Annotated in this window: 11 protein-coding genes; 7 read left to right on the forward strand and 4 right to left on the reverse strand. The window is 69.2% G+C overall.

What is annotated here, in order from left to right; genetic code table 11:
- A partial coding sequence (locus tag VJN29_RS17315; protein ID WP_324144883.1) for a hypothetical protein occupies positions 1 to 606 on the forward strand: 606 nt, incomplete at its 5' end.
- Between the two features lie 584 nt (positions 607 to 1,190).
- Here the strand turns inward: VJN29_RS17315 and VJN29_RS17320 are convergent.
- A complete protein-coding gene (locus VJN29_RS17320; protein WP_324144884.1) occupies positions 1,191 to 2,591 on the reverse strand; it encodes a metallophosphoesterase in 1,401 nt (466 codons plus the stop codon).
- A gap of 167 nt (positions 2,592 to 2,758) precedes the next feature.
- Here VJN29_RS17320 and VJN29_RS17325 point away from each other — a divergent pair, with 167 nt between their 5' ends.
- The 4 genes from VJN29_RS17325 to VJN29_RS17340 all read left to right on the forward strand — a co-directional run bounded on the left by VJN29_RS17325 (position 2,759) and on the right by VJN29_RS17340 (position 5,410).
- A complete protein-coding gene (locus VJN29_RS17325) occupies positions 2,759 to 3,286 on the forward strand; it encodes a hypothetical protein (RefSeq protein WP_324144885.1) in 528 nt (175 codons plus the stop codon).
- A 67-nt stretch (positions 3,287 to 3,353) separates the two neighbouring features.
- A complete protein-coding gene (locus tag VJN29_RS17330) occupies positions 3,354 to 3,917 on the forward strand; it encodes a DinB family protein (RefSeq protein WP_324144886.1) in 564 nt (187 codons plus the stop codon).
- Between the two features lie 185 nt (positions 3,918 to 4,102).
- A complete protein-coding gene (locus tag VJN29_RS17335; protein ID WP_324144887.1) occupies positions 4,103 to 4,621 on the forward strand; it encodes a putative immunity protein in 519 nt (172 codons plus the stop codon).
- A gap of 9 nt (positions 4,622 to 4,630) precedes the next feature.
- A complete protein-coding gene (locus tag VJN29_RS17340; protein WP_324144888.1) occupies positions 4,631 to 5,410 on the forward strand; it encodes a class I SAM-dependent methyltransferase in 780 nt (259 codons plus the stop codon).
- Here VJN29_RS17340 and arsM read toward each other — a convergent pair.
- Positions 5,388 to 6,248: an arsenite methyltransferase gene (gene arsM / locus VJN29_RS17345; protein ID WP_324144889.1), complete on the reverse strand. Its 861-nt coding sequence runs from the start codon at positions 6,246 to 6,248 to the stop codon at positions 5,388 to 5,390. The genes VJN29_RS17340 and arsM overlap by 23 nt on opposite strands.
- Positions 6,249 to 6,325: 77 nt before the next feature.
- On the opposite strand from arsM, the gene VJN29_RS17350 reads away from it, so the two are divergent.
- Positions 6,326 to 6,667: a metalloregulator ArsR/SmtB family transcription factor gene (locus VJN29_RS17350; RefSeq protein WP_324144890.1), complete on the forward strand. Its 342-nt coding sequence runs from the start codon at positions 6,326 to 6,328 to the stop codon at positions 6,665 to 6,667.
- A 165-nt stretch (positions 6,668 to 6,832) separates the two neighbouring features.
- A complete protein-coding gene (locus VJN29_RS17355) occupies positions 6,833 to 8,827 on the forward strand; it encodes an alpha/beta-hydrolase family protein (protein ID WP_324144891.1) in 1,995 nt (664 codons plus the stop codon).
- A 94-nt stretch (positions 8,828 to 8,921) separates the two neighbouring features.
- Here the strand turns inward: VJN29_RS17355 and VJN29_RS17360 are convergent, their stop codons facing one another.
- Both VJN29_RS17360 and VJN29_RS17365 read right to left on the reverse strand, forming a co-directional pair.
- Positions 8,922 to 9,758: an alpha/beta hydrolase gene (locus VJN29_RS17360; protein ID WP_324144892.1), complete on the reverse strand. Its 837-nt coding sequence runs from the start codon at positions 9,756 to 9,758 to the stop codon at positions 8,922 to 8,924.
- A 135-nt stretch (positions 9,759 to 9,893) separates the two neighbouring features.
- Positions 9,894 to 11,507, reverse strand: a complete 1,614-nt coding sequence (locus tag VJN29_RS17365) for a helix-turn-helix transcriptional regulator (RefSeq protein WP_324144893.1) — start codon at positions 11,505 to 11,507, stop codon at positions 9,894 to 9,896.
- Between the last annotated feature and the right edge of the window lie 753 nt (positions 11,508 to 12,260).

The raw sequence follows: 12,260 nt of genomic DNA on the forward strand, positions 1-12,260 counted from the left end.
ATGCCGGCGGCGATCGTCGGGGACCACGCCTACCTCAACGCCGACTCGTCGCAGCCCGGACTGGAGTGGAACTACGTCACCGACGAGACGCGCGAGATACCTTCGCACGTCGTCGCCGTCTCCGACGACCGGACTCGCGCCGCGCTCCAGTGGGAGCTGCCAAACCAGGACGGACTGGAACCGGGATGCTGGGCGGTCGCCGACCTCACCAAGCCCGACTTCCCCACGCTCATCGAGAAGTGCGGCCGAGAAGGCAACCCGGCACACTTCCAGCCGGGCTCGTTCTCGCCGAGTGGCACGTATCTCGTGGGTAGCAAGTACATCGACGGTGGCCATTGGTTCATCGCGGCGGTCTACACGGCGAGTGATGGCAAGGACATGCTCGGCGGCACGCCTCAGGAGCCGATCGCGGGATGGAGCTGGCGCCTCGACGACAACGAGAGCTCCATCCTCATCTCCCGGAACACGGCGCAGGACGTGTACGTGGGCCCGCCGGAGAACACGCTCCAGCGCTGCACCCTGGACATGGCCTGCACCACCCTCCAACAGGAGCTCCCGCTGACCGACCCCTTGGGAATGGAACCCCGCTACGTCGTCCCGCGGTGACGCCTGTCGGGAACGCAGCCACCCGCGTGTGCCGGTGAGCTGGGTCGCGCGCCCACCGCGCGTTGGGCATGTCGCCGGCTGAGCGGCATACGGCCCGGTTGGTGGTGGACCACAGGCCCGCGCGCCCGTGGCGCCGCCCGGAAAGCGAGGTGCCGCCCCGTCTGCCGGCGACAGGGGGAGCGCCGGAACCGACGGGGCGGCACCATCTGCCACGAGGCGGACCTCGCGGCGCCCGGCGGAGAAGGTTGCCATCTCCGCCCGGGCGGACCCGGCGCGCACCCCTCCACGAATGCGCGCCGGGCGCCTTGGCAACCGTCTCCGAGGAGACGGCCACTACCTGTGTGACGAGTAGTGGCGCTCATCATGACACGTTTTCCTGTTGAATCCAGAACTTTCCTGGCGCGGTTGGACCGAGTCCATGGCGCTGGTTCTGCCGGATCCAGCGCAACGGGGGGCGCGCCCGCGTCGTCGACTGACCACGAACTCGCCGGCATCTGGCTGGCAAGTACTGCCAGCCGTGGGCCTCGGACGAGCGCAGCAGCACTGGTCGCCTGTTGTCCCTCTCCTTTCTGGCTCGGCTGACGTCAGGGCGCCCTTCGGATCACGATCGGGGGCTCGACCAGGTCGTTCTCGGGCGTGAGCGCCGTCATCGGATGCAGCCCACCGTCCTGCATGAGCCCCGAGATCGGGGTGATCCGCGCCTCTGCTTGGTCGAGCTCGATGAGCAGCACGTGGGCTTGTGCCGCCCAGGCCGTCGTGTGCGCCTCGGCGAACCGGTGTGGCACCCGCTCGTCGAGCTGGCCGGACGCGCCCGACACGACATACGACCGGTCGTTGACGTGGCTGACCTGGAAGTTGTGCTCATGGCCGGCCAGGACAAGCCGCACGTCGGTCGCGTCGAAGAGCGGCTCGAACGCCTGTCGCATCTCCTCGTCGTTCTCATGGTTCGGACCGGCCGTGTAGACCGGATGGTGCGAGAACGGGATCACCCACCTGCCCACCGGCTCGCTGAAGGTACGTCGCAGCCACTCCCGGTGGTTCGGCGCCTGGAAGTAGCGGTGGATCTGGTCCTCCTCGCTGTCGAGGGAGGTGTCGAGGCACACGAGCTCGAGATCAGCTCCGTAGCGCATCCGGTAGAAGAGGCCCGGCATGACCGAGGCCGTCTCGAGGCCGTGGTGGAAGCGCTCCTTGATGTGGAAGTTGTCCTCCATCTGGGCCCGGTCGTCACTGCCCTCCGAGTCGGTGCTGTCGTGGTTGCCAATCGCGGGCAGGACCGGCACGCGGGCGATGGCGAGACGGTAGGGCTGGAAGAAGCTGGAGTACCAGTCGTCGTCCTCGCCGCCGCCCTCCTGGTCCACCCTGCCCTGCTCGCCCTGGTAGATGTTGTCGCCGAGAGAAAGCACGAACCGAACGTCGTGGTCGCTGACGAGCCGCTCGAGGACCTCAGCGATGCGCCGCTGCCGCCGGCTCGACTCCGCGTCCGAACGCATCCCCACCCCGTAGTCACCCATGGCCACGAACCGGAGTGACTGCGTCGAAGCGTCAGGGTGCGGCCAGGTCCGGAACCTCAGGTCGTATCGCCGACCGGAAGGCGCCAGGTCGTAGCCGCCGCGGGCGACAGGCACCCAGTCCCAGAGCTCCTCGGACGCCCATTCCCTGCCGTCCACGACCACGCGGTAGTGGTAGTCCGTGTCGGGCTGGAGTCCCTCGACCCAGACCCAGGCGTGCTCGTCGGTTGAAGCTTGGGCAACCACGTCACCGTCCGCCGAGAGGACCTGGACCGTGGCGCTGCCGAACGGCTCTGCCGAGGAGCCAATGCACGTGTGGCGCCCGACCTCCCTGGCCAACGCCTCGTCGTCGACGATCTCCCAGCGCCCCTGCGGAGTCCGCTCGAAGAAGAAGGCACCCCAGGCGATGAGGACGCGGTCGTGGGCCAGGTCGACGAGATGGACGAACGGCTCGGCATGGATCGCGGCTCGGCTCATGAGCAGATCATCCCGCGGGACAGCATGCCACGGGTGGACTGCCGCAAACGTCAGGTTGATGTCGACGGGCCCGCGGTGTCGGCACTCCACGTCGTCGCTGAGCAATCGTCGCGCCGGCATTTCCCGATCCGGCCGCCCTCCCGCTGAGTCGGTGCCACACTGCGGCAATGGGGAGCAGGTTCACGGTTGGTTTGGTGGGCGTGGTCGTCCTTCTTGCTGGTTGTTCGGGGTCCACTGTCAAGATCAGTGCCAGCGCGGTCGATCAGGCTGCGGTGGCCATCGGCGGCAGTGCCAGATCGCTCGAACTGACCGCCGACGACTTGTCGAGGCTGGCGGCCGCGGGCGGCGTCTCGGAGGACGTGCTCCGCTCGACGGCACCCCAGGCGGACAGCGCTCCTCTGTGGCAGCGGACCTTGCGGTCCGCGAAGACTCTCGATGCCCGGACCGACGGGTCCGTCCGTGACGTTGCCCTGGGGGTGGCGTGCGATGTCTCCAGCGGTGAGATCCGCTCTGTGGAGCAGCTCTACGGCTCCTTGGCCAATCAGCTCGCTGGCCTCACGGAGTCAGAGCTGCAGGCGACTGCAGAAGCCACCGTGTTGCTGTGGCAGGACCTGTCCGAGGCCGCCAACAGCAGCGATCCGCGAGATCGCGCCGCGGCGGTGCTGGCCTGCTACACACTTGAATCCGTGTCGTAGCGCTCATCGAGGACACGTCGGCGGACGAGGCGCCGCACCCCAGAGGTCGGCGGAGCACAATTGACACGTGACCCTGAGCCAGCAGACCCGTTCAGCGCTGGAATGGATCCGCGACGACTACTGCCGCGTCGTCGAGGCGGCGACGTCATCGGAGCTCGACGGTCCCTCAGACGGCACGAAGTGGACCAACCGCGAGCTGCTCTTCCACATGTGGTTCGGCCAGCGGATCGCTCGCGCGATGGTTCCCGTGATGGGCGGCTTCTCCCATCTCCCACCAGCTGCGTCTCGTGGGTACGCCGCTCTGCTGACGGCGGCGACGCGGCCCTACGAATGGGTCAACTACGCCGGGAGCGTTGGGGGCGCGAGGTTCGCCGGGCTGGACCGTGCCCAACGCTGGATGGTCGGTGACACCAACTGGTTGATCCACTGGGGCGACCGCGCCACGGCGGCGGACCTGGCGCGCGGGATGAGCGTCCCGGCCCGGTGGGACCCGTACTTCGCTGCGTGGATGAGCCGAGCAGACCTGTTGGCGTGGGCCCCCAAGCACTACCGCCACCACCGAGCGCAGCTCACGCTGAGTGCCACGACGCAGAGCCCGCCACCGCGGGAGCGAGCCGACGAGGCGGGCTGAGCTCAGCGGCATACGGAATTGGTCGTATGCCGCTGAGCTGCCTGCCGCTGCCAGCTCCACTCACGCTCAGGCTCCCTCAAGGCGAAGACCTCGAGCCTGCCAAGGTGGCGCACCGGCCGTAGAGGACTCTTCCGCTCTGGCGTGACCTGCCAAGCCGTCGGCCAGCCGAATGGTAGGAAGGGAGGGTGCCGATCCTCCCGAAAGAGCGTGATCCTCGGCTCATCACGATCCGTCGCGGCGGCACGCTGACGGACGAACACCACCGACTGTTGGCGGACTGGGCCCTGCTGTGCGCCGCGCACGTGCTGCCACTGTTCGAGGATCGTCAGTCGGGTGACAGCCGGCCCCGCGAGGCCCTCGAGACCGGTCGTGCCTGGATCCGCGGTGAGGTACCCATGCGTGCCGCGCACCGAGCGGCCTTCCAGGCGAATGCCGCGGCCCGTGGGATGCCCGACCCGGCGAAGTTCGCGGCACTGTCGGCGGGCCAGGCGGTTGCGGTGGCTCATGTCGCCGCCCACGACCTGGGTGCTGCGGCCTACGCCATCAGGGCGGCGGGCGCCCGCGTCCCAGCCGACGAGGCGGCGCAGGCTCGGGCCACCGAGCGGGAGTGGCAGCGAGCGCAGCTTCCTGCCGCAGTCCGTGACCTCGTTCTCGACGATCAACAACGCCGGAGTGCCATCTGCTGGCACGTCTTCGACGACTGATCCGAAGCCATGTCCGGGATGCACTTCGAGCGGATGGCGGCTGAGTACGCCGATGCCCGACCTCCGTATCCGCCGAGCCTGTACGAATTGCTCAAGGCCGCTGGAGTCATCGGTGCTGGAACCCGGGTCCTGGAAGTCGGCGCCGGGTCGGGCCTGGCCACCCGGGAGCTGGTCCGGTCGGGTAGCGACGTGGTGGCCGTCGAGCCGGGGCGTGGCTTGGCCGGCTTGCTGAGGCGCGACGTCCCCGGAGCCGCAGTCCTTCTGGCGCGCCTTGAGGATGCCGAACTGTCGCCCGGTTCCTTCGACTCAGTGGTGGCGGCGACGTCGATGCACTGGATAGATCTCTCGACTGCTCTCCCCAAGCTCCACACGGCGCTGCGCGCAGAGGGTTGGTTGGCGGTTTGGCGTCACCGCTTTGGCGACGAGCGCGCCTATACCGAGTTCCGGCGCCGAGTGCAGCGGATCGTGGCCGCGCGCCCGCCGGGGGCAAGCGAGCGCCGCACCGACGACCGTCCCACGGTGGATGAGCTGGCGGCAGGGGGATGGTTCGAGCCAGTTCGATCCGAGCAGTGGCGCTGGTCGATCGAGCTGGACAGCGAGCGCGTGCGCAGACTCTTCCGCACCTTCAGTGACTGGAACGACGCCGAAGTCGAGGCTGTGGGACGAGCTGCCGATGACCTCGGCGGCGTTGTCACTGAGCACTACCAGTCGGTCCTGCATCTGTTGAGAAGAGCATCAGGTTCCCCACCCGTTGTTCCTGGCAGGGTCACGGTTTGCGGGCCCGGATGAAGGCGCTGGCGAAGGCGGCATCGAGTGCGTCCACCAGCTCGGGCAGCGCCATGCCCTCGGGGAGCTCGGCAACGTCGGTCGCCTCGGCCATGGCCTCGAGGTCATCACGGGTGTAGTGCCGGGTCACCTCGACGTCAGCGTCCTGGAAGCCTGCGGCAGCGAGCTTCGCGACGTACTCGTCGTCGCGCAGGGCCCCGGAGATGCACCCGGTCCACAACCCGACCACACCGCGCAGCTGCTCGGGGATGTCGCGCAGCAGCACGATGTCGGAGACCGCGAACCGACCCTGCGGACGCAGCACTCGGAACGCCTCCCGCAGGACCGCGTCCTTGTCCGGGGAGAGGTTGATGACGCAGTTGGAGATCACCACGTCGACCGCTCCGTCCGGAAGCGGCACGTCCTCGATGGTGCCCTTCACGAACGTCGCGTTCTCGATGCCGGCCTCGGCCTGGTTGCGGCGCGCCAGCTCGAGCATTTCGTCCGTCATGTCGAGCCCGTAGGCGGTGCCGCTGGGAGCCACGCGCCTCGCCGAGAGCAGTACGTCCAGGCCTCCGCCGGAGCCCAGGTCGAGAACGTCCTCACCGGGGTGAAGCTCGGCCAGCGCAGTCGGGTTGCCGCAGCCCAGCGAGGCGGCCAAGGCGGTCTCGGACGGCGCGTCGCTGGCGTCGTAGAGGTCGCTGCTGATCGGGTCGACCGCGTCGCCCGACCCCCCGCAACAGCCACCGTCCCCGCAGCACCCGGTCTGCGGCTGCGCGCTCAACACACTGGCGGCCGACGCGGCATACCGCTCCCGTACTGCCTCGCGAACCTGCTCGTCACTCATCTGCTGGGCGGTCATTCCTGCCTCCTTGCTTTGAGGGTTATCGAATCAGTCCCAGAATGGCGCACTGATTTGACATCTGTCAAGATAGAAGCATGACCGTTCTCGAGTCCCCGCCGAAGGGCCGTGAGCCGAGCTGCTGCGGACTGGCATCCTCGCCCGTCACCGCAGTCGACGCCGAGCGCCTCGCGCCCATGTTCAAGGCGCTGGGAGACCCGGTCCGACTCCAGATGGCCTCGATGATCGCCGCCGAGCCCGAGCTGTGCGTGTGCGAGATCACGCCGGCCTTCGACCTGTCCTCTGGGACCATCTCCCACCACCTGAAGACGCTGCGCGAGGCCGGTCTCGTGGACTGCGAGCGGCGCGGCACGTACGTCTACTACTGGATCCGCCCGGAGGCATTCGATGCCCTCTCGGCACTGCTGTCACCTGGCTGACCGGAGCCGGGGGCCGCACGGCGGCGCGTCACCGTGCTGCCAACGCTCTCACCCGCTCCGAATGAGATTGGTGCACGGGCCGGACGGGACGGAGTGTCTCTCGTTATCGTGAAGCCACGCCACGCGGTGTCAGGCGCCGTGGCCGGTCGGCGGGAGCACAGAGACATGCGGACCTTCGAGCAGATCATGGGCCAGGCGCTGAACGAGTCCGGCCTGGCGCAACCACTTGCCACTGCGGCGCAGACCGGGCTGGTCATGGCCAGCGCGGCAGCACCGGGCACCTTCGAACCGTCGCTCGTGCCTCGGTCGACACAGGACCAGGCGCTCATCACCGGCCTCACGATGGCCCTGAACTACGCCGTCTCGACGACGACCCAGGACGCGGTCGCGGCATTCGGGGTCCTCGCGGCCCGGGCGCTGCCCGGCCGGAACGAGATCCGGAAACAGGCGGTGGCGACGCTGGCTCTCGACCTGCTGGCCATTCCGGTTGGTTACGGGCTCTACCGCTTCGTCTCGCGCCGGCCGAACGAGGCCATGCTCCGAGGCAGCATCCGGCAGGTTGGCTGGCGCTTGATGGCGACCGGCGTCGGCGGGGCCGTCCTCGGGACCTCGCGGGCGGGCCTCATCGCGCTCGACGATGTCGTCGGTGCGCACGGTCGCCTGGCCCGATTTCCTGTTGCCGTGCCGATCGGGCTGACCGTCGGCGCTACCGTGCTGCGCCGGCAGCTGCGGGACGTCCGGGACCTGCCACCTCAGCCGCACGAGCCGGAGAGCATGCACCCGGTCCGCGCGGCAGCCCTCGGGACGGCGGTGGCCGGTGGTCTGACAGGGGCGGCATACGGGGAGATGTGGCTGGCTGAACAGGCGGGCGAACATCTGGCCCAGTGGCTTCCCGGGCCGCCGGCACTCTGGCGCCTCTCCGGGCACGTGCTGAGTCTCACCGGTGTCGTCGCCGGCGGCAACGCCCTGTGGCAACGCGCCATGACGAAGGTCGAGGCGGGCGCCTCGGTCGTCGACCCCGTCTTCGACGACCCCGAGGGCGGTCGTCACTGGGTCGAGCCAACGGTGAGCGGATCCACGCAGAGTCTCGTCTCGTGGTCGGCGATGGGGCGTGAGGGGCGGCGGCACGCGGTGCTGTCCGTGCGCACCCAGCCCCCACCGGACCGGCCGGCGGATCTCGATTTCAGCATTCCCGCCATCATGGGCGAGCCGGCGGTGGCCGATCCGGTCCAGGTCTACGTCGGGCTCGACAGCGCCCCGACCGTGTCCGAGCGGGTCGATCTCGCCATCGCCGAGCTCGACCGGACGAATGCCTGGAACCGGTCCGTCCTCATGCTCATCTCGCCGACGGGCAGCGGTTACGTCAACTACTGCGCGAGCGCCGCCGCGACGTACCTCACTCGGGGCGACATCGCCATGGTCACCATGCAGTACTCGAAGCGACCCTCGCCGTTGTCGCTGATGAAGGTGAAGTACGCGCGGGAGCAGAACCGCCTCCTGTGGATGCGGCTGAGCGCCCGGTTGCGTGAGCTCAACGGCTCCGGTCCCCGTGTGGTGCTCTTCGGCGAGAGCCTGGGCGCGCACACGAGCCAGGACGTGCTGCTGCACTGGGGCACGATCGGCCCGCAGGCGCTCGGTCTCGAACGCGCCCTGTGGATCGGCACGCCGTACGGCTCGGGGTGGATGCACCAGGTGACCGGCCCTCCCCGGCCCGACGTCGACCCGGAGCTCGTCACCGTCGTCAACGACATCGACCAGCTCATGGCGATCCCGCCCGAGCGCCGGAGGAAGCTGCGTTACGTGCTCCTGAGCCACGACAACGACGGCGTCGCGCGGTTCGGGCTCGACCTGCTCACCAGCCGGCCGTCCTGGTTGGAGCCGGGACGGCCGCGCCGCGAGGCGGTCGAGGGCGCCAGCCCCCGCGGCATCTCCCCGCGGATGCGGTGGCGGCCGGTCACGACCTTCGTCCAGACGTTGGTCGACATGAAGAACGCCCAGGTGCCCGGCGCCTACCGGCCCTTCGGCCACGACTACCGGCCGGAGCTCACGCGGTTCATCTCCGAGGTGTTCGACCTGCCGGCCAGCGAGGAGCAGCTGGCGAGCATCGAGTCTGCGCTCGAGAAGCGGGAATCGGTGCGGGAGCAGATCTTCAAGGACTGAGCCCAGCCGTGGCGTGGGAGGAGCCCATGAGGAGCTGGCGTCCAGCGGTCTCAGCTCGCGGTGGGGACGACAAGCTCCTCTGCGGCGGGTGAGGTCAGGCCGGTTGCCGAACCGACTCGAAGAAGGCGATCAGCTCGTCTGCGAGGGACGCTGGTGCGAGCAAGGGGGCGAAGTGCCCGACGCCCGACAGCTCTCGGACCTGCGGCTCGGCCACGTGCCGGGCGATGAAGTCCGCACCATCGGCGAACCAGGTGCCGAGCCTGGTCTGCTCGCCCCGCAGCAGCAGCACCGGCACGGCAACGCGCGCCAGCTCGTCAGGGTCGGTGGAGCGGACGCCTCGATAGGAGGCGTCCTGCTCGACGAACCTGAGCATGGCTGGCACCGCGGCGGCCCAGCGGTCGAAGAAGTCTGTCGGCAACGCGGCGATCTCCTCGTCGTTGCAGATCCATGGGACAAACGATCGCATCGCCTCGACGAGCCGGCCATCGGCGGCCGCCATTGCCATCTGTTCGACAGTGCCGGCGGTCTGGCGGAGGATGTCCCCGCCCATCACCGACATGACACCTGGCTCGTACGCGGCTACGGCCGCCACGGAGGCGCTGCCCGCGGCCGCGCCGAGCACCCAGGCTCCGCTACCCGACCAGCCGACCAGACCGACCGGCTCGCCGATGCTCTCGACGAACGCCGTGACGTCCTCCACCAGGCGCGGCGGCGAATGGTCCGGGTTGTCGGCCGACAGCCCGCGGCCCCGGGTGCTCGGCAGGTAGCAGCTGAACCTGTCGGCGAGGTGCGGCCACACGGCCTCCCAAGCGAGCTCGCCGTCTCCGATCCCGCCGTGGACCAGGACCAGCGGCGGCCCCTGTCCGCGCACTCGTCCGGCGAGCTCGGTGCCGTCGCGGGAGACCGCTCGGTGGATGCGCTCCTCAGTCATCGTGATCACTCCTGATCGCTCGCTGCGCCGCCGTTCAGCGCGTCTACCGGAACGCTAGGCCGGGGTTGTCGCCCCGGGCATCGGTGCGATTGACCAACCGGCGGCGGCCGACCTACGCATTTCTGCGCAGTCGCCTCACCGGGCGGCCGCCAGCCCGTGGTCCAGGGCGTAGCGCGTGGCCTGGGTACGGGAGGTGACGCCGATCTTGTGGAAGATGTTCGTCACATGGCGCGCGACGGTGCGGTCGCTGATGAAGAGCTGCTCGCCGATCTCTCGATTGGAGCGGCCGGCCGCCAGGAGGGCCAGCACCTCTCGCTCGCGACGCGTCAGACCCCCGGGCGACTCCGGCCCCGGCCTGTGTGCGCCGCCCAGCCGCTCGAACGCCGCCTCAGCCTGCGCGACCTCTGCGGCGGCGGAGGCCGCGTCACCCAGCGAACGGTAGGCCGCGGCGAGCCGAACGCAGGTCGTGGCGGCGTCGTACGCCGCACCGAGCTCGTGCCAGCGCCGGCAAGCATCGCGGAGAACCGGGAGGGCTTCCTCGGCGCGATCCTCGGCCAGCAGCACCGCGCCGCGCGCTGCTGCCGCCATGGCCACCAGACCAGACGTTCCGTACGTCGCTGCTGTCGCCTGGAGCTCGGACGCGGCGGCGGTGGCGTCATCGAGACGTCCCGCGGCGACCGCGATCTCGACCGCTGCCACACACAACGGAGCACGGCGCAACGGGTCGGTGCCCGCCGCCGCCAGGGCCGCGCGCACCGAGGCGGCGGCACCCGCTGAGTCATCCTCCTTGAGCCGCAGCAGGGCCCGTCCCGGTTGCGGGTCTCGCCCACGGGCATGCGCCTCGCCGTAGGCATCGCTGGCACTCGGGTCACCGCGTAAGCGACGCGCCTCAGCAACGACGTACCAGGCCTCCGCGGCATAGTCGATCCTGTTGCCGTCGAGATCCGTGACGACCTGGAGTGCACGGTGTTCCGCCGCCGCCCACTCGCCCCGTAGCAACAGCAGCTGTGCCCGATGCACCCCGCACAGACCCCCGAAGAACACCGCGGTTGGCAAGGTCGACAACCATCGTTCGGCCAAGTCCGTCCAGCGCGCCATTCGGCGCAGGTCGGCGACCTCGTGGCAGGCCGCGATGGTATGGCAGTAGAGGGTGCCCGAGATGAATGGCGGCAGCCGGCCGTCCAGCACGGTGACCATCGCCTCATCGAGGACCGCCATGCCGTCGACGAGGTGACCAGACCTGATCAAGGCGCGGCCCTCACCGTTCAAGCCCACCGCGACCAGGTCCGGGGCTTTGATCCGTCGGCCGAGGTCCTGCACCCGACGGGCCGCGTCCACTGCTGCGGCTGGTTGGCCAGCCATGAGACTCGCCTCGACGACGGTGAAGTTGACCAAGTACCCGTGCGCCGGGCTGTCTGGGAGGTCCTCCGCCAACCGCCCCGCGCGACCCAGCCAACCCGCTGCCTGCGGCTCGTCGCCCCGCGCCATGTGGAAGATGCCGAGCACCGTGGCGGTCTGGGCCGCCTCGGCCGGTCGGGAGTCGGCCAGGAAGGAGTCATAGGCAGCGGCGCCGAGACGAAGGTTGTCCTCGATGCGACCGAGCCACCAAACGGTGTCGGCGTAAGCCGCGAGGTCGTCCGCGGTGAGTGGCTGGCCCGCGACAGCGTCGAAGTACGTCGCCGCAGTGGCCCAGTCCTGCGCCGCGTAAGCCTGCCGTGCCCGGGTCAGGTCGTCCGTGTTCTCGTCCACCGGCTTCCCCTCGACGCACAGCAGGTTATCGATCTCGGGTCAGGTCAGTGAAGCCGGCAAGTTCCCGCAGCCGCGCATGACCTCAGTGTCCACTGGCCCACGGTGGGCAGCGGCAGTGCTGACCGGGGCATTCATGTGGGACCGACACCGACGCTGGCGCCACGACGCGCAGGGACGCCGATACGTTGGCCCGACGAGGTGGCACGGATCGTAGCGGCGACGGTGTCCTGCGATCCACGCGCTATTGGAACCCGGTAATCCGGCACCCAGTGTCCACCCCAACAGGCGCACCCGGTCGACGTCTGCGCAGGCCAAACCCTGCTTGGACCCCTCGACCACCTGATTTCGAGAACTGGTGACAAACGTGGAGGGAGGGTGAATGATTTTCCTTGCGCACCATGCCAACACGGAGCTGGCGAGGGGACTCGAACCCCTAACCACCTGTTTGGAAGCCAGCCAGCCCAGAGGCGACGAAGCGGTCGTTGACCTGCAGAAACGCGGCTCGACATCAACGCTCCTCACACCTTCGTGCTGTCCGTGTGCGATTAGAGAAAGCCACTCATGTCCAAGCATGTCACCGTCCGCTGAGTGCGCAGATCAGCACGGTGAAGACGCGACCCCCGCCGCTCGCTCCTCTGACGACTCCGAGGCAACGGGGCCGTCTCCGCTTCCAGGGGGACTGCTGGCGGCGCTTCGCTCCGCCCACTGTGGACACCTAGGGCGCGGCCTGTCTGCCGCTCGGCCGAGGTGGTA

Origin of the sequence: Intrasporangium sp., assembly GCF_035280925.1 — a bacterium.
Taxonomy (GTDB): domain Bacteria; phylum Actinomycetota; class Actinomycetes; order Actinomycetales; family Dermatophilaceae; genus Intrasporangium.

Bases quoted from the DNA above. Each gene is read 5' to 3' on its own strand.
- VJN29_RS17320 (WP_324144884.1), bottom strand. From the start codon at position 2,591: ATGAGCCGAGCCGCGATCCATGCCGAGCCGTTCGTCCATCTCGTCGAC.
- VJN29_RS17325 (WP_324144885.1), top strand. From the start codon at position 2,759: ATGGGGAGCAGGTTCACGGTTGGTTTGGTGGGCGTGGTCGTCCTTCTT.
- VJN29_RS17340 (WP_324144888.1), top strand. From the start codon at position 4,631: ATGTCCGGGATGCACTTCGAGCGGATGGCGGCTGAGTACGCCGATGCC.
- arsM (WP_324144889.1), bottom strand. From the start codon at position 6,248: ATGACCGCCCAGCAGATGAGTGACGAGCAGGTTCGCGAGGCAGTACGG.
- VJN29_RS17350 (WP_324144890.1), top strand. From the start codon at position 6,326: ATGACCGTTCTCGAGTCCCCGCCGAAGGGCCGTGAGCCGAGCTGCTGC.
- VJN29_RS17355 (WP_324144891.1), top strand. From the start codon at position 6,833: ATGCGGACCTTCGAGCAGATCATGGGCCAGGCGCTGAACGAGTCCGGC.
- VJN29_RS17360 (WP_324144892.1), bottom strand. From the start codon at position 9,758: ATGACTGAGGAGCGCATCCACCGAGCGGTCTCCCGCGACGGCACCGAG.